The organism is Vibrio sp. 10N.286.52.F8 (genome assembly GCF_041468745.1).
Classification (GTDB): Bacteria; Pseudomonadota; Gammaproteobacteria; order Enterobacterales; family Vibrionaceae; genus Vibrio; species Vibrio crassostreae_C.
On sequence record NZ_JBFRJF010000034.1, the window covers coordinates 1,657 to 19,010 of the forward strand.

General features: G+C 45.7%; 17 protein-coding genes. 5 read left to right on the forward strand and 12 right to left on the reverse strand.

All coding sequences use genetic code 11. The features are described from left to right. Positions 1–422: FKBP-type peptidyl-prolyl cis-trans isomerase N-terminal domain-containing protein (locus AB4133_RS16500; protein WP_372225053.1), on the reverse strand; the 422-nt coding region annotated here is incomplete at its 3' end. Positions 423–635: 213 nt separating this feature from the next. Between AB4133_RS16500 and AB4133_RS16505 the strand changes: the two genes are divergently transcribed. Then, complete coding sequence (locus tag AB4133_RS16505; RefSeq protein ID WP_017068022.1) at positions 636–1,220, forward strand: LysM-like peptidoglycan-binding domain-containing protein; 585 nt, start codon at positions 636–638, stop codon at positions 1,218–1,220. A gap of 59 nt (positions 1,221–1,279) precedes the next feature. On the opposite strand, the gene AB4133_RS16510 is transcribed toward AB4133_RS16505, so the two are convergent. The 10 genes from AB4133_RS16510 to AB4133_RS16555 form a co-directional block, all read right to left on the reverse strand. After that, positions 1,280–2,128, reverse strand: coding sequence for a DMT family transporter (locus AB4133_RS16510; RefSeq protein WP_017058877.1), 849 nt, complete (start codon positions 2,126–2,128; stop codon positions 1,280–1,282). Beyond that, positions 2,128–2,580: a GNAT family N-acetyltransferase gene (locus tag AB4133_RS16515; RefSeq protein ID WP_017058878.1), complete on the reverse strand. Its 453-nt coding sequence runs from the start codon at positions 2,578–2,580 to the stop codon at positions 2,128–2,130. The genes AB4133_RS16510 and AB4133_RS16515 overlap by 1 nt, the downstream gene beginning before the upstream one ends. Before the next feature lie 57 nt (positions 2,581–2,637). Further along, a complete protein-coding gene (locus tag AB4133_RS16520) occupies positions 2,638–3,204 on the reverse strand; it encodes a Crp/Fnr family transcriptional regulator (RefSeq protein ID WP_017067547.1) in 567 nt (188 codons plus the stop codon). A gap of 71 nt (positions 3,205–3,275) precedes the next feature. Further along, entirely contained in the window at positions 3,276–5,030 is a 1,755-nt protein-coding gene (locus tag AB4133_RS16525) for a lysophospholipid acyltransferase family protein (protein WP_372111190.1), read from the reverse strand. A gap of 12 nt (positions 5,031–5,042) precedes the next feature. After that, a complete protein-coding gene (locus tag AB4133_RS16530; RefSeq protein WP_229647432.1) occupies positions 5,043–5,480 on the reverse strand; it encodes a YHS domain-containing (seleno)protein in 438 nt (145 codons plus the stop codon). Between the two features lie 12 nt (positions 5,481–5,492). After that, a complete protein-coding gene (locus AB4133_RS16535) occupies positions 5,493–6,242 on the reverse strand; it encodes an NRDE family protein (protein ID WP_372225056.1) in 750 nt (249 codons plus the stop codon). Between the two features lie 2 nt (positions 6,243–6,244). Further along, positions 6,245–6,787, reverse strand: a complete 543-nt coding sequence (locus AB4133_RS16540; RefSeq protein ID WP_032545608.1) for a hypothetical protein — start codon at positions 6,785–6,787, stop codon at positions 6,245–6,247. Between the two features lie 19 nt (positions 6,788–6,806). After that, a complete protein-coding gene (locus AB4133_RS16545; protein ID WP_102427909.1) occupies positions 6,807–7,940 on the reverse strand; it encodes an ATP-grasp domain-containing protein in 1,134 nt (377 codons plus the stop codon). Further along, a complete protein-coding gene (locus AB4133_RS16550; protein WP_017071303.1) occupies positions 7,937–8,524 on the reverse strand; it encodes a DedA family protein in 588 nt (195 codons plus the stop codon). The genes AB4133_RS16545 and AB4133_RS16550 overlap by 4 nt, the downstream gene beginning before the upstream one ends. A gap of 286 nt (positions 8,525–8,810) precedes the next feature. Further along, positions 8,811–10,787, reverse strand: a complete 1,977-nt coding sequence (locus tag AB4133_RS16555; RefSeq protein WP_054548267.1) for a bifunctional 2',3'-cyclic-nucleotide 2'-phosphodiesterase/3'-nucleotidase — start codon at positions 10,785–10,787, stop codon at positions 8,811–8,813. 414 nt (positions 10,788–11,201) lie between these two features. Between AB4133_RS16555 and cysD the strand changes: the two genes are divergently transcribed. The 4 genes from cysD (at position 11,202) to cysC (ending at position 16,030) form a co-directional block, all read left to right on the forward strand. After that, positions 11,202–12,146 carry a sulfate adenylyltransferase subunit CysD gene (cysD, locus tag AB4133_RS16560; RefSeq protein WP_226088532.1) on the forward strand — a complete coding sequence of 315 codons (945 nt, stop codon included), beginning with the start codon at positions 11,202–11,204 and terminating at the stop codon, positions 12,144–12,146. An 18-nt stretch (positions 12,147–12,164) separates the two neighbouring features. Then, a complete protein-coding gene (cysN, locus tag AB4133_RS16565; protein WP_017063719.1) occupies positions 12,165–13,595 on the forward strand; it encodes a sulfate adenylyltransferase subunit CysN in 1,431 nt (476 codons plus the stop codon). A 65-nt stretch (positions 13,596–13,660) separates the two neighbouring features. Further along, entirely contained in the window at positions 13,661–15,385 is a 1,725-nt protein-coding gene (locus tag AB4133_RS16570) for an SLC13 family permease (RefSeq protein ID WP_017067554.1), read from the forward strand. A 24-nt stretch (positions 15,386–15,409) separates the two neighbouring features. Next, positions 15,410–16,030, forward strand: coding sequence for an adenylyl-sulfate kinase (cysC, locus tag AB4133_RS16575; RefSeq protein WP_017067555.1), 621 nt, complete (start codon positions 15,410–15,412; stop codon positions 16,028–16,030). Positions 16,031–16,193: 163 nt separating this feature from the next. Here the strand turns inward: cysC and AB4133_RS16580 are convergent, their stop codons facing one another. Next, positions 16,194–17,102 carry a TIGR03899 family protein gene (locus AB4133_RS16580; protein WP_017058890.1) on the reverse strand — a complete coding sequence of 303 codons (909 nt, stop codon included), beginning with the start codon at positions 17,100–17,102 and terminating at the stop codon, positions 16,194–16,196. Between the last annotated feature and the right edge of the window lie 252 nt (positions 17,103–17,354).

The following is a 17,354-nucleotide window of genomic DNA, read 5'->3' on the forward strand; positions in this document are numbered from 1 at the left end:
ACAGAGCTGTCGAAAACAGTACCGTCAGTTAGTTCGCCGTGGTAGTGAACACGTACTTGCTTGTCTGCAGTTGGGATTTCGCCAGTACCTTCAGTTAGTACTTCGTACTGAAGACCAGACTCAAGAACCGTTACTTCTGAACGAAGAGCGTTGTCAGCTAGGAAAGCTTCGCCGTCAGCAGCAGCAGCTTTAGCTAGTTCTTGACGTGCAGCTTCACCGCGAGTGTGTAGCTCTTGTAGTGCGTTGTTGATTTCGTCAACTTCGATAGTTGGCATGTCGCCAACTAGAGCTGTTGCGATACCAGCAGCGATTGCGTCAACGTTTAGGCCTTCAAGACCAGAACCAGCAAGTTGTTGGCCCATTTGTAGACCGATACCGTAGCTAGCTTTTTGCTCTACAGTTTCAAATTTTACTTCAGACATGAAAAGTCACTCTTTTTGTCAGTACGAAAAGGGTAAGAATACCAGTATTAGCAGCGTGAAGAAACGGCTAGTCCCTGATCACTTGCGCTTTACCGTGCCCAAATCACAGCCATGTCAATTTTCTCGCTTTGGGCCTTGTTGTGACGGAAAGATCTATACTGTTGGTACTTTGGTTTTTATACTGTAGTTATTCAATGTATAGGACGCAGTGGTATGAATCGTCGTCAAAAGAAAAAACAGAAAGTTGACCACTTAGCAGAATTCAAGGATCGACTGAATCAGGTCAAAGAGAAATTGAGTTCGATCGATGTGAAGAAAATGAAAACCTCGACAGCGCAAACTTGGGGTTCATTGCCGAAGTTACACCAAAGACTGTTGATGGTGATTTCTCCGATCGTACTGATATTACTTTTTGTGCCGCTACCAGAACCTAAAGTAGACACAGCTCCAACAACATCGCGCGTTGAGCTTGAAATAAACACCGTCGGCTTAAGCGAACAGCAAAATGCCAAGAACAGCTCATTAGAACCGAGTAACAAAAATTGGCAGGAGTACCTTGTTAAGCAAGGGGATACGTTAGCGCAGGTTTTTCGAAACAACGATTTGCCATTGTCTGACTTGAATGCGTTAGTGCGAATTGAAGGTGCAGATAAGCCGCTCAGTCAGATTCGTAAAGGCCAGCTGGTTCGTTTCAAACTTGCTGAAACTGGGCAGTTGGACATTCTTCAGCTAGAGAAAGGCGACACTTCGGTGATGTTCTTCCGCTTATCCGATGGTGGCTTTGGTCGCAGTAAGTAGATGAATAGTGAGCCTGAGTTAAAGCGCTTCACCAGACACAGATAAACGATAGAAAAGAGCTAAGCATTAGCTCTTTTTTTTGGTCGCTTGAAAGGGGCGAGTGGCAAGATGATAAGCATGATTCCGATAAAGGTTAATGTATCCGGAATCTCATCGAACCATATTGCACCTATTAGCGCGACAAACACCAATCCTGAATACTCAGCCAAGGCAATTTGGCTAGAGTGTGCTTTTTGATAGGCAGCAACTGCAAGGCCGTTGTAACTTAAGATTAGCGTCGCACTCAGGGCTATGTATCCCAAATGCTCCACAGACACTGGCTGCCAGTATAAGAAGCACAGTACTAATGAGGCTGGAATAGAGAATAAGGTTGTCCACCACAGCGTAGTGACCACCGTTTGCTCACTAGGAAGCTTTCTTACGAGTACATTAAATAGTGCTAGGGTGAGTGCTGTCCCCAAAGCAAACAGTGCCGCCCAATGAAATTGTGATGGCCTCAAGACAATCAATGCACCAATAAAACCTATGGTTGTGCCGATAACCTTGCCGAGTGCCGGTTGCTCTTTCAATAGCAACATTGAGAGCGGCAACATCAGTAAAGGCGCGACATAAAATACTGCGTTGGCGGTTGCCAAAGACAAGTGAGTGATCGCGACCACCATGCACCCACTGCCGATCAGAATTAACTGACCTCGAATGAAGGTTACCTTAGCCTGCTGTAAGCGCCGTTGTTCTTTTTTCTGCTGTAGCCACAAAGGGGTGATGATGAGCAGAGATATCAACTGTCGGAAAAAAATATACTGTAAGGGCGGTACTTCGCCATTTAACAGCTTTACCGCTACGTCGGAAAGCGAGGCAAACAAGTTACCTGCAACCAACAATAGAATACCGGCAGTGATATTCGTCATTATTTTTCTAATCTCATGTCTATATGAGGAATGTCATCTTCGAGGTACATATCCGAGATGGTGTTGAAGCCGTGGCTCGCATAGAAGTTTTCTAGGTGTTGCTGCGCGCCAATATCAATGGCCGTATTTGGCCAAAGAGCCTCGCAGCGTGTTAATGCTTCTTTGATTAATTGATGCCCCAAGCCACCACCTCTTGCCGATTGCTTGGTTGCGACTCGACCGATGCTGGTGTTGTCGTAAGAGGTACCTGGTGGTAATAAACGTGCACACGCTACCAACTCTTCATCAGCATAGCCAAGCAGGTGCTCAACACCCGCGAGTGTATCTTTACCGTCCAGCTCTGGATAAGGACAAGTCTGCTCGACCACAAATACATCGACTCTTAATTTAAGTAGTTGATAAAGCTGTTGTGTTGAGAGTTCAGAAAAAGGAATTGAGTGCCAAGTGATCATGTTTACATCCAGAGATTATCGATGCTCTGAATGTACTATGCGCGATGATTGTTGGCATTAACTATTGTTAATTCGACCTTTAATTCTGCTCAGGCTGATTGCGGTTATTCCTAGGTAGGCTGCAATTTGATTGTCGTTCAAGCGCTGCTCAAGGTCGGGATAGTGCTCGCAGAACAGCTGATAGCGTTGCTCTGGTGTATAGAGCAGCATGAAGCGTTCTTTGTTTTCCTTATGCATCAGTTGTGTTTCTAACAGCTTTAAATACAAAGGATTATTTGATGCACGCCACTCGATAACCGCATTCATTGGCAGCTCTAACATGGTGATGGGTGTCAGCGTTTCTAATAGGTAAGGAGAGGCTTGGTTCTTTATCAGACTCTCAAAGCCGATGATCCAATCTTGTTCCCAATAGAACTCTTTGCTGTATTGCTTACCATCATCAGTGAGGTAGCAGGCATGGCACAAGCCTTCAAGTACAAAGTAGATTGAACTCGCCATCTCACCTTGATTGATCAAGATGTGTCTGGTTGGCAGCTCAAGTGGCTTGGCGACAGCGAGTAGAGATTCAATCTGGCTTTCAGAGAAGTCGAAGCTTTGCAGTTGTTCGATAAAAGAGGTGTGCATGAAAATAACCTATCCCAAATAAGTGCCGAAATCATCGCACTTATTTGGAGAGAGGTACAGAGCGGGATAAATCAGCGGCGTGCGTGTTGCTCTAGGTAATCTTGAGCAAGCTCTCTGCCCATGTATTTACCCAGTGTCTTCAGTGGTACCTTTTTAAGGTTCACCACAATCAAGCCATCCAAGGCATCATTAAACGATGGGTCGACATTAAAACACACCAGTTTACCGTTCATCCCTAGATATTGGCGCAGCAGTACCGGCAGGCCTTTACCTTGCTCCATGCGTGCTAACACTTTAGAGAGCAGAGGCACACTCGCCAGTGAAGAGAGCAGGTGATTTTGCCAGAACACATGACTGCTGGTATTGAGTGGTGATGAAGGTGAAACCAAGTTCGCCTTTTCCTCATCGTAGTGATGGATTGATAAGGTGGTCGCGATCAACAGACGCGCATTGTGGCTGTAATCATTACTGATACTGACTGGGCCGAACAGATGGGTATATTGAGGGTGACGAGAAACAAAAGTCGCAATGCCTTTCCACAATAGTAACAGGGAGTTCAGGCTCTTTTGGTAAGGTTTACTTACTACCGATCGCCCTAGTTCAATGCTGTTTTCTAACGTATCAATGAATTCTTGGTTGTAGTTAAACAGGCTACGAGAGTAAAGCTGATCAAGCCCGTGCTCTGCGATGAGTTTGTCGACCATACCGAGTCGATACGCCCCGACCAGTTCTGCCTTGGTTTTATTCCACACAAACAGTTGATGGTAGTAAAGGTCATACTCATCTAAATCACAGGCCAGCCCACTGCCTTCTCCGACTTCTCTAAAGCTTTCTTCTCTTACTCGACCAATCTCGCGCATTAAGTTAGGAATAGATTGGCTAGGCGTGCAGTAGACCTCGAAGTCCCCTTGCTCAAGTAACTTCATATCTTCCGGAAGAGAATCGACCTCTATTGCCAACACTTCTGGCGGAATAGGCGCAATCACTTGGGTATCAAAAGAAGGTGCGTGGATGGGCGTGCTCGGGCTGTCTTGTTGACTCATTAGATAGGTATTAAGTCGTAGGTAGTTGACGATATCCATCTCTTTTTCAAACGATTTTATCTCTGAATATGGAATCGATGAGCCAATCGAGATAGAGATAGTTGTCGCTTGTTTATTAAGAAGTTCACGCCCGAGTAGAGCGGTTCTCAACAGTGGATGAACACGACCCGCTTGATAGAAAAGCTCACTGTTCTTGCCATTGATAAAGATAGGTACCGTGGTGGCTTGGTGACGTTTGACGAATTTCGCTACCGACTTGCTCCACTCGATGTCTGTCAGTGTTTTTGCCCCTTTACGGTAGCTTGATACTTCACCTGCTGGGAATACAATCAATAGTCCACCATCAGCCAAATGACGATTGGCATCTCGAATCGCTTTGGCATTGGTGCGTTTCGATTCTTTACTGTTAAAGACATCGACACCGATGAAAAGATCATCCAGTTCAGGCAGGCGCTTAAGTAACTCATTGGCCAGCACCTTCACATCCTTTCTTACTGATCCTACGAGATCTGCAAGGATCACGCCTTCGATGGCGCCAAGCGGGTGGTTCGCCACAATCACGACAGGCCCTTCTTCCGGGATGTTTTCCGTGCTTCCCGATGCAACCGAGTAGTCGATATTGAGCGCCGACAGAGTGTAATTCATGAATTCGAAGCTAGATAACTCGTTTTTACGATCTTGGTAGAGTCGGTCTAGCTTAGATAGCCCAGTTGCCCACTCGACAACAGACTCACCTAAACCAAAAGGCGTGTAACGTGGTAAACGAAAAGGACTATCAATCATAATGAAATTACCTTACTTAATCAGTTGCGGCCAAACTTTATCGGCTTGTTGAATATGCTGTGCTTGGTCTTGTTCCCAGCGCTGCTTAATCTCTTGGTCGTAGTTGAGGTAAAGCTTGTTATCAACAATCGTCCATTGATGTGGGTCACTCGGTGCAAAGTCGCTCTTCGCTGATACTGCCCAAGCGCAATAGCCACCATATTGAGGGGCATATTTTTCAGGATTATTAACAAATAAAGTCAGATTCTTTTCAGAAGAGAAATACCAGTCCGCGCCTTTGTACTCTGTGCTGAACTTCTTGCTCCCTTCAACAGGCTTCCCAGACGTGAAATAAGCCACGGTATCGTAGCCATCGAGTGCCTTACTGCTAAAGAAGCCGGTATAGATTTCATCGGCGGCAAATACGTACGGGCTAACAAGTAGCAGAACCATGGTGAATAGTTTTCTCATGATGGACTCCATCTATAGATTGATTGCGGGTGATAAATCAAAGGTAAAGTGCTGCTGATTTATCTGACATGGTTTAATGGGTTCGCATGGTGAGCCGGGTGCATAAAACATAGAGGCTTGACCATGCAGGTTACGTAAGTGTGTAAAGCTCACGGTATGTGCGTCTTCGCGATGCATACAGGTCGCTAAATGAGGTTGCTCATTGTGATGGTGAGAGTGGAACATCAGTAAGTTCTGTTGATTCTTACCTGCCGCCATGAGCTGATCATATTTTGCTTGTCGGTAGGCTTGCACTCGCTCTAAATCAACACCGGATGAGAAGAGTGGAGAATCAGTGTCGACTATTTTCTGTTGAATACCATCCCACATGTAGGCGATAACCAGACCAACGTGTTGGGTTAGATTGGGCGCGAAAGCTAGCAAGGTAAATGGGGCAAAAGAGTGTAGGTCTAGCTTGTGAAACGCTTCAGATAGCTGACTGATATTACGACTTGATGATAGGTTTTTAAGTAGCAAACCGCGGCTTACTAAAGGACCAACGGGCACTGTGCCTTGATAGTTATTGAGTAGGCATAGCGAAAGCCCGAACTCATTAATACTTATCCAGCTACCGCCGCCAGTTGGGTCGAGTGGCATAATGATATCGACACCGTTGACTCGATATTGTCTGGGTGGCATTGCCAGTGCTCGCGTCTTTTGTTCATCACGATTAAAAAAGACCTGATAACCATTCTCTTCAAGCAGCCAAGATACTGAACACATGATTATTGCTCCCTCAGATAGCTGTTGGTGGTTGGGGCATAACCAAAGGTGTTGCAGGTCTCGACGTCTAGGAAGGTGGTGATCACCTTGATCATCGCGTAATGATGATTGGCATGCAGTGCGGCAAAGGTGACCTCTCTTTCGAGCGTTGAAGGCAGGCTTGCGAACACTTGAGCATCCATCGAAACCTCGGTTTGGATCATGATAGGCGCTTCGAGATCTCGACGGTCTAATCGTTCAAGCCAGTTGATCACATAGTGGATCTCTTTGACTGCAATAGAGCGGTCGTATTCGACAGGATGACCACGACGACGAGTGTTGTAATCAACGGCCTCATCCTCTTTTAAAATCAAGGCGTGAAAAAGATCCAGTGTGTGACGAGTATGTTCACCGATAGAGCTTGTAACGTGTGGCTTTGCTCGTGTCAGGTAATCGCTGTCAGAAATCGCTAACAAAAACTCTAGACCCTGATTCAATATCTCTACCGCTCCCTTGATACTAGGAGAGAAAGAAGTAAGGGCGCTCGGTTGGGCTATGGGGTTCATTCATGATCCTCGTGCAAAGTTAGTCGGTAGTCGGATATTGTTGAACAAGACGTCGCTCTTCTTGCCACGCCGCAAATAAGCTCTTGAAAGAAGGGGATTGGTGGCCTCGTTGTTTTTGCTGAGCGCCAATATCAAAAAGAATGCGATATTGCAGGAGTAGCGTAGAAAATATCTCTCGTAATGGGGTGTTGCGATCCCAGATATGTCCAGCCTCACTGCTTGCGCCATTGACCTCAAGAATCGTGAAATCCTCACCGTTCATTAGGCTGTACATGTCTTTAAACTTGACGTCGAGTCGACCAAAGTGAAAGCCATCGAAGTCGTCGAATATCTCGTCTAAGCGTTCTGTTAGAGCCTGAGTGATGTATTGATTACCGTCTCGGAAGATACAGCCACGGCTATGGCTGCCTGCAAACGCGAGTTGGAACTCTTCACCCTCTGCGAGCACTTGATCCAATTTATCTTCATGCCTTGGTAGATACAGGTGGCTGAGTTGCCCAGCGCGCGGGCTGTTTTCAATTAACTGCTTGAGTGTCGACTTGCCATCACCCATCACCATTGGCGCATATTTGAGTGTGATCGAGATGATCTCACCTTGCTTTTTATTTGGGTAACGAACGTAGAAAACACCCGCTTCGGCTTGATAAGGCGCCTTTTTCTGCAATAGAAAGCGAGCATTATTTGGGAAAGATTCAACATATTGCTCAAGTTGATCTTGGTTGTTGATCAGCTTAACGCCAACACCTCGACAGCCAAGATCCGGCTTTGCCACGATAGGGAAATCAAGATCCGTTTGTATGAGTGCGCTGCGTGCGTCTTCGGCTTGTTTTTTACTGCCGAGATCCGTTTTGGTTAGGGTTATAAACGGTGAGATCCAACGCTGACTTGAAGATCCGGCAAGGCTCAATATCTCATGTTTTGATTCGCCTACCATGCCGCTTAACTTAATGCTTGGATTGGCGATGAGCGGCAGCGCCCAGTCAAAGTGCCGTAACCCTTGCATCAGGCTTTGAATGACCACTGGCGTGTAGAAGAACCAAGTCGGAAGAAACTCATAAGGAGAGACACTTCGCACGGTATCTTTTTCAAGCAGAGGCATACCTGCATTAATTTGATGTGCGGGAATGATGCGAATATCTTGCGGTGAACTCATGATAGCCCTCTAGAGTAGGTTTTATTCATTAATCGATTGCCGATAAACAGCAAAACGATGGCACACGGGATGATGATCCATTGATATTCAGAGGCTTGCAGCCAGGCTGATGTCCCTAAATAGTAGATGGCAGAGAAGACAATGCCAGTCCAGAGCGCAGTTGCGCTGATGACGGCAAATAAGAAAGTAGGCAGTGGGATGGCGAAAAAGCCACTCAGAGTAAAACCAACGGTGCGTAGCCCAGGAATAAAGCGGATAACAAAAAGGCTGCTGAATGCGTTTTGGCGTAATTTGGTACGAAGCGAACGAAAGTACTTATTGGTGAGGGCTTTATATCGAACGCCTCGGAAGTAACGTCCTGATTTACCAAGGTAATAAAGACCAAGATCACCAGTGGCAATGCCAATGAAAATTGCAAGTAACGCATATTGCGGTGGGATGAGTGCTTGAGTCGCTAAACCAGCGGCCGTCACGATTGCCAGATCTTCAAGCAGGTAAGAAAGCGCGATAATGCCAAGCATCAGCCATAGCAGCGACTCCTCCCCTGAATGTAACCATGCTTGAATGCTCTCGACGGTGCCCATCAAATGTCCTTATCTATCCTATAGATGAATGGCTTACCGGCCATTCATTGAGTGTAGTAAATTAAATAGACAGGAGGAGCTCAGAAAAACTTACAGCGAATTGCTGCTTTTTTACGTTGATTGGATTCAATAGGTGATTTGAGGTGTGCGATATTAGGCGAAGAATGAGCAGGAGTTTAAGCTTCGAAAGCTGAGGCCTTACACTAAGAATTTAGAGAAGAAAAGAAAAAGGCTGAGTCGTTAAACTCAGCCTTTCAGAACGTTAACTATGGATTACTTAAGCAATCTATTTAGTTAGGTCAATCTGGTAAACAGCGAAACCAACATCGTCAGTCGCAACACGTTTCATCGGGTATTGACCCTTCTCTTTAATGAACTCTGCTGCTTTGTCGCTTGGAGATGTTTCAAAGCGGATATCTAGCTTGTTATCTGTTTTGATTGGCGCAAATGACCAATTGTTATCCGCGCTTGGGCTCACTTGACCTTGCTCTTTGCTTACGCGAGAGATGTAGTTTGCAAGAACAGTACGGTTCTCATCTGGTGCATCAAATGCGATGAAGTCTTCACCTGTGCCTGGGAACTTAGCGCTGTATGCACGGTAGTTGTTGGTGGCGATCAGGAAGTCTTGCTTCATGTCGATTGGCTTACCTTGGTAAGTTAGGCCAACAATACGCTGTGAGTCAGGGTTAACGACTTTACAGTTTGCATCGTATTTAGCAGGTTGAGTTACGTCGATTTGGTAATCCACACCGTCGATAACATCGAAGTTGTAAGTACGGAAGTTATCCCACTCAATCAACTGTTGTGGTGCTGTGGAGTTAACATCCACTTGGTTGAACTGACCTGCAGAACACTCAAGCCACTCTTTTACTTCGTGACCTGTTACCTTCATCGCAACTAGCGTGTTCGGGTAAAGGTACAAGTCAGCTGCGTTACGGAATGTCAGTTGACCAGATTCAACCTCAGTGAAGTTCGCTGGGTCATTCTTACGGCCACCGGCCTTGAATGGTGCAGCTGCTGAAAGTACTGGCGTACCATCTAGGTCAGGGTCACCTTGGATGAACTGTTCAACGTAATCTTTCTGTGCAAGGTTAACGATTTGAACTGTTGGATCGTCTTGTACTAGAGACAAGAAGCTGTACATCACATCGTCTGCTTTACCAATCGGTTGGTTAACAAACTCACGAGTACCAGCGTGGTCTTTTTCTAGTGCTGTTACGATGCCTTCATCAGCTGCAGCAAGCGATTTCTTCTCTATTTTGTCGTAGATAGGGCGCGCTTCTGATTGGCCTTTAACCACTTCCCACTTACCGTCTTTTTGTGCAAGTGTTAGATCCATAACACCAACGTGGCTACCCCAACGACCAGGCATTACTGCCGCAACGCCGTTCATGGTGCCCGTTTCGTTGTCGATGCCTTGAATGTCATCAAAACCTTTACCTGGGAAAACTGCGTGAGAGTGGCCGAATGCGATCGCATCGATGCCGTCTACTTCAGATAGGTAGAACGTTGAGTTCTCTTCGCCATTTTTGTATGGGTCAGTTGATACGCCTGAGTGAGGGATAGCAACGATAACCTCTGCACCTTCCGCTTTCATTTGAGGCACTAACTCGTTAGCCGTCTCAATGATATCGCGAGCGATCACTTTGCCTTCTAGGTTCTTCTTATCCCACGTCATGATTTGTGGTGGAACAAAACCGATGTAACCCACTTTTACTTCGTGCTCTACGCCAGCAGTATCTTCGAACGTGTGCGTCTTGATGATATAAGGCGTGAAGTAGTGTTCTTTGGTTTCTGCGTCGTAAACGTTAGCACTGATGTACGGGAAATCAGCGTCGTTGATAGATTCTTCTAGGAACTCAAGACCGTAGTTGAATTCGTGGTTACCTAGGTTTGCAGCGTCGTAGCTTAGCTGGTTCATAGCTTTGTATGCAGGGTGAACTTCACCCGCTTCGATGCCTTTGTCTGCCATGTAGTCACCCATTGGGCTACCTTGCAGCAAGTCACCGTTATCAACTAATACGCTGTTGGTTACTTCGTTTTGAGCTTCTTTTACTAGAGTTGCAGTACGTGCTAAGCCGATTTTTTTCGATGGCTTGTCTTTGTAGTAATCGTAATCCATTAGGTTGGTATGGATGTCCGTTGTCTCTACGACACGTAGTTTAATCACTTCATCGGTATCTGGTGTTGTTGTACAGCCTGCTAGAGTCAAACCAAGACCCGCAAGCACAGCCAATGACAAAGGTTTCATTGCAACTTTCATTTTGTAGCTCCAAAGTGGATAGTAGAAAATTCGTTGCGTAATGTAACAAAATGGAATGAAACAATGATTACAACGAATGTTAATTCGTGACTTAGATCGACTACTTTATGGTGTTCTGCAAGACGCCTCCCAAACCTGATTAATCGATGTGCAACTGATATCGATAATATTAGTCCATTCATTTCACCTGCTTATCGATAAATTCAATCCCTTATCAGCTTTTCGAATAAAAAATGAAATTTTAGAATTTCCAGTAATATGAGAGGCTCGTCATAATGCCTATATCAAGGACGTATCAGGCAGACGAATAGCAAGGATAGCTCAACACGAAGCTTCTTTTTTCTTCTAGTGCCAATACTCCCATTCACTCAAGTGGATGAGTTAAATCCCATGCTTGGCAAGACCAAGTAATGAATTGCTCGTAACGCGAGCCTTAAAGGAAGCACTGAAATGGACCAAGAACGTTTAACCCACCTAAAACAGCTCGAAGCGGAAAGTATTCATATTATCCGTGAAGTGGCGGCTGAGTTTGATAACCCAGTGATGATGTACTCCATCGGAAAAGATTCTTCTGTGATGCTTCATTTAGCTCGCAAAGCGTTTTATCCAGGCAAGATTCCATTCCCGCTATTGCATGTAGATACGGATTGGAAATTCCGCGAGATGATTGAGTTTCGTGATCGTACGGCTAAAAAGTACGGCTTCGACCTTTTAGTACATAAGAACCCAGAAGGTATTGAGATGGGTTGTAGCCCATTTGTACATGGTTCTTCGAAGCACACTGACATCATGAAAACTCAGGGCCTTAAGCAGGCGTTAAACAAGTATGGATTTGATGCAGCTTTCGGTGGTGCGCGTCGTGATGAAGAGAAATCTCGTGCGAAAGAACGTGTTTACTCTTTCCGCGATAAGAACCACACATGGGATCCAAAAAATCAACGTCCAGAGTTATGGCACACCTACAACGGTCAGGTTAATAAGGGCGAAAGCATTCGTGTCTTCCCGCTATCTAATTGGACTGAGCTCGATATCTGGCAATACATCTATCTAGAGAGCATCGATATTGTTCCACTTTACCTTTCAGACAAACGCCCTGTAGTTGAGCGTGATGGCATGCTGATCATGGTGGATGATGACCGTATGGAGCTGCAAGAAGGTGAAGTGATTGAAGAGAAAAGCGTTCGTTTTCGTACTTTAGGCTGTTACCCACTAACCGGAGCGGTTGAATCTGAGGCGAATACGCTAACGGGCATTATTGAAGAAATGCTGGTGGCGACGTCTAGTGAGCGTCAAGGTCGAGCGATTGACCATGATCAGTCGGGCTCTATGGAGCTGAAAAAGCGCCAAGGTTATTTCTAAGAATCTAAGGAAAGAAAAATGAATAGTGCAGTAGAAGCCGAATTGGCTGAACTAGGGATTGAAGGTTATCTAAGTCAGCATCAGCATAAATCTATGCTTAGATTTTTAACTTGTGGCTCGGTAGATGACGGTAAAAGTACGCTAATCGGTCGCTTACTCCATGATACAAAACAGATTTATGAAGATCAGCTAGCCGCGGTTCACTCGGATAGCCAACGAGTGGGAACGACAGGTGAGAAACCTGATTTGGCACTGCTTGTTGATGGTCTGCAGGCTGAGCGTGAGCAAGGGATCACGATCGATGTGGCTTACCGCTACTTCTCGACTCAAAAACGTAAGTTCATTATTGCTGATACTCCTGGGCATGAGCAGTATACGCGCAACATGGCAACAGGCGCTTCAACGTGTGATCTGGCGGTGATCTTGATTGATGCTCGTAAGGGCGTTCTGGATCAAACACGTCGTCACTCGTTTATCTCTAACCTGCTTGGTTTGAAGCATTTCATCGTTGCTGTAAACAAGATGGATCTTGTGGAGTATTCACAAGATCGTTTTGAAGAGATTCGCGATCAGTATCTAGAGTTTGCAGAAAACCTAGAAGGTGAAACCAATATTCAGATCTTGCCAGTATCGGCGCTTGAAGGCATCAACGTTGCTGCACCAAGTAAAGAGCTTGCATGGTTCGAAGGCCCATCTCTGCTAGAAGTGTTAGAGAACGTCGACATTGACCAAAAGCGTTCGGCAGGTGAATTCCGATTCCCAGTTCAGTACGTCAATCGTCCTAACTTAGACTTCCGCGGTTTTGCTGGCACCGTTGCCTCTGGCCGTGTCAGTGTCGGTGATGAAATCAAGGCGCTGCCGTCGGGTAAAACCTCTAAGGTTGCACGCATTGTAACTTTTGATGGTGATTTGGAGTCTGCGCAAGCGGGCTTGGCAGTAACACTGACCCTTGAAGATGAGATTGATATCAGTCGTGGTGATTTGATTGTGCTAGAAAACGCGCAGATTGAATCCACTAACCACGTATTGGCTGACATCGTGTGGATGACAGAGCAACCATTGCAACCGGGCAAAGCTTACGACATCAAGATCGCAGGCAAGAAAACCGTCGGTCAGGTTGAAACAGTTCGCCACCAATATGACATCAACAACCTGTCGACCCACGCTGTCGATGAGTTACCACTGAATGGTATTGGCTTGTGTGAATGGTCTTTGAACGAGACTGTTGCATTGGATAAATACCGTGAGAGTGCGGATACCGGTGGCTTCATCGTTATCGACCGTCTAACCAACGTGACGGTTGGTGCGGGTTTGATTCGAGACCGTTTGGACTCTGTTGAACAGCAAGTCGGTAACTTCTCTGCATTTGAACTTGAGTTCAACGCATTGGTTCGCAAACATTTCCCTCATTGGGATGCCAAAGATCTAAGCCAACTACTGAAGTCATAAACGACCAAGTAACAGCTTATTGAATTAGGCGGAAACCGATCGTTTCCGCCATAAAGGACGGGTATATGTGGCAACAAGGATTTGTATTAGCGATTTTGCTCGGCATCATTACTTGCCTGCTCGTTACCCGTATTAAGCCAAGCTTTATATTTGCTGGCGCGGCGTTTATTGCTTTTATGGCTGGCATGATCGACTTGTCGAGCTTAGCCAATAACTTCACTAACTCCTCGTTACTGACTTTAATTCTTCTTATCCTCGCATCAAGTGCGTTGGAGAAAACTCGCTTAATCAGTTGGGTTAGCCGCAATATCTCTGAAGGTAGGCTAGGCACCGTGGTTGCGAAGTTGGGTATTTCCACAGCGTTACTTTCTTCTTTTACCAATAACACGGCAGTGGTGGTTTCTTTGATCGGTGCGATCAAACGTAATCAACAGCACGCGCCATCTAAGTTACTTATCCCTTTGTCATACGCTGCCATTTTAGGTGGCACCCTGACATTGATCGGCACATCAACCAACTTGATCATCAATAGCTTTGTTGAAGATGCCGGATTGCCGAGCTTAAACTTTTTCACACCTACCTTGATCGGTTTAGCGGTTTTGGTCGGTGGGGTATTGATCCTTATTCCTCTTAGCTATTTTTTACCCAGCTACGATGATGGTTCTCAAGATGATCTGCCTTACTTTTTAGAAGCCAGAGTGGAGCCGGGCTCACCGTTAGTTGGTCGCAGCGTAAGTGAAAACAACCTCAGAGCATTGAGAAAACTGTTCTTAGCGGAAGTGATTCGAGACGGTAAGACCACCGCATCTATTGACCCTGATTTTATTCTTCAAGCTCGCGACCGATTGCTGTTTTGTGGTGATGTAGAGAGTGTTGCAACACTGCAAGAAATCCAAGGTTTAACCCTGTTTGGTCAGCATCATTTGAATGGCCAGAGCTTTGTTGAAGTGGTGGTGAGTTCGTCGGCAAGCTTCTGTAACAAAACCCTGAAAACCAGCCAATTTAGAGATCGTTTCGATGCGGTTGTGGTTGCTATTCGTCGTGGCCATGAACGCCTAGAAGGTGGGCTAGGGAATATCACATTGACCGCTGGTGATACCTTGATTTTGGTTCCAGGTAAACGCTTTGAAGAACAGCGCCAACAACACAACAAAGAGTTTGTGTTGATGAATGACTTAGATTCGAGTGCCAAGCTTGATGCCGACAAATCGACGTTCGTGTTGCTCGGCTTTGCTAGCGTGATTGGTTTAGCCCTTATCGATGCAGTACCTATTATCAAAGGCTTAGCTGGTTTTCTACTGTTGCTGGTGGCATTTGGCGTGGTGCAACTGGGTGAGCTCCGCCGCCGTTTCCCAGTCGATATTGTGGTGATCGTGGGCTCTGCACTTTCTATTGCTCAACTGATGATTTCATCGGGTTTATCTGAGCGGATGGGGCTGATGTTTATGGAGGCGTTTAATGGCTGGGGCGTATTCGGTGCGTTAGTTGCTACCTACTTTATGACTTTGGTTTTGACAGAGCTGGTGACCAATAATGCGGCTGCAGCACTCTCATTTCCGATTGGCTACAGTATGGCAGTAGGTTATGGCGTTGACCCTATGCCGTTCATCATGGCGGTACTGTTTGGTGCCAGTGCCAGTTTTATCTCTCCATACGGCTACCAAACCAACTTACTTGTTTATAGCGTAGGTAATTACCATTTAACGGATTATCTGCGTATCGGCATTCCAATCTCGATTGTATATTCGGGCTTGGTGCTGACCCTAATTCCTTATTTTTTCCCATTTTAATGCTGTTTATTTAAAGGACTAATTATGACCGCAGTACTCAAACCCAAAGATGAGAATGTTGTGTGGCATCAACACTCGATTGATAAAACATTTCGCGCGGATCTGAAATCACAAAAGCCAGCCGTGCTCTGGTTCACGGGGTTGTCTGGTTCTGGTAAATCGACAGTCGCTGGAGCATTAGAAAATCGTTTGGCACAGCTTGGTTACCATACTTATTTATTGGATGGTGACAATGTGCGTCATGGCTTATGTAGCGACCTTGGCTTCTCTGAGCAAGATCGTCGAGAGAACATCCGTCGTATTGGTGAGCTTGCTAAATTGATGGCAGATGCAGGCTTGATCGTGTTGTCAGCCTTTATTTCTCCGCATCAAGCTGAAAGGCAACTCGTGAGAGATTTATTGCCGGAAGGTGAGTTTCTTGAGGTGTTCGTCAATACGCCATTAGAGGTTTGCGAACAGCGTGACCCTAAAGGTCTGTATAAGAAAGCACGTGCCGGAGAGATCCCGAACTTTACAGGTATTAGTTCAGTGTACGAAGCGCCTCAGAACCCTGAGATTGATCTACCTGCAGGTGAGAAGACACTCGATGAATTGGTCGAACTGTGTATTGATGCGTTGGAGAAGCGAAATATCTTAGCCAACTGAGATCGTTGGTATGACTAAGGCTACTCAGCTGTTTATCTGTTTATTCACGACCGATAAATAGTGCAGCCTTAGTTTACCGAGACAAGAAACCTATCCTCTAGATTCTCTTTATTCCTCTCTATACTTCACTTTTTACACCGTCTATTTTAGCTCCGTCGAGTGTCTAGACGGTGTAATTTACGCTGCTTTTCACTTCTGTCTGTACTGTGAATTTCTGGCTCAATAGTGCAATCAGTTGATCGTAATACTGCGTGTTTGGCTTGTTACCGAGCAAGGTACAAAGCTCATTGCCTGTAGGGCTGAATCGGTAGTAAACCAGCTTCACGCCTTTTGATAATGGTGCCAGTGACATGCTCTTACCTTGATAGGTTAGGTGCAGGGCTGGATCGAAATCAATCTCTCCGGATTCTAATTCTGTGCCCAGAATAATCCCGAGCTCTATCAAGTGGAGCAAGCTGGAGTAGGGCAGGTTGTGCCCACCAAGGTTGATGGTGTTGGTGGTGTCCCTTTTGCCAAAGTTGAATAGCCCAGCATGAGATTTAAAGCCGAGTAAGAGCTTTCTGCTGTTATCGCTACCAAAGCTACAACCCAGTGATGCTGCCCTTTGTAGGGTTAACGCTTCTTTTGGTGTCATGTCTTTTAAGATTTGCAGTGCCTTCATCGACGTCGAGCCTGGGTTGGTGACTTCTCGTTTCAGTACTTGAGCCCATAGCCTCTGCATCGATGTATTGTGGATCTCTTGTGCCATGTCGAAGAAACGGTATAGCCAGTCCTGATCCGGGTCTCCAGCCGCTTCATCCTTACATGAAGAGTGCGCCAACTTTAGAATCTGTTCTAGGTTCTTTTGGCGAAGCTCTCTACGTTTTTTCTCTCGCAATAGTGCCCGTTCGATAAGCGTACTCTCAGCTTTATCCTTTGGCTTGGCACTATGACTAATTAAGAAATCGAGGCCGAAGCTTTGTGCGATGTGCAGCATTCTGCTGGCACTGTCGGCAATATGAGGCTTTTTCTCATGCTTTTGCTGTGTATCGCTAGCATGCTCAATGATCACTGGCTGTTTGGTTTCTGACATAAGAGTACCGTTAGGAGACGACTCAAGACCAATCGTAGTAAATAATTGCTCGCTCTAGCTTGTTAAAACGCTCGATAACGGCGTTAGAACTTTTGATTGTAGAATAACCACTTATCAAAAAGCTCCGCCTGGTTCTCAAGCCTTTTTTCTACGCTATTTCTGAACACTTACTTATTGTGATTGGTATAACTGTCTAAAATGTAACTCTTTATCTTATTGGTGGCTAGATTTTGCGTGCAGAGTTGAAGGTTT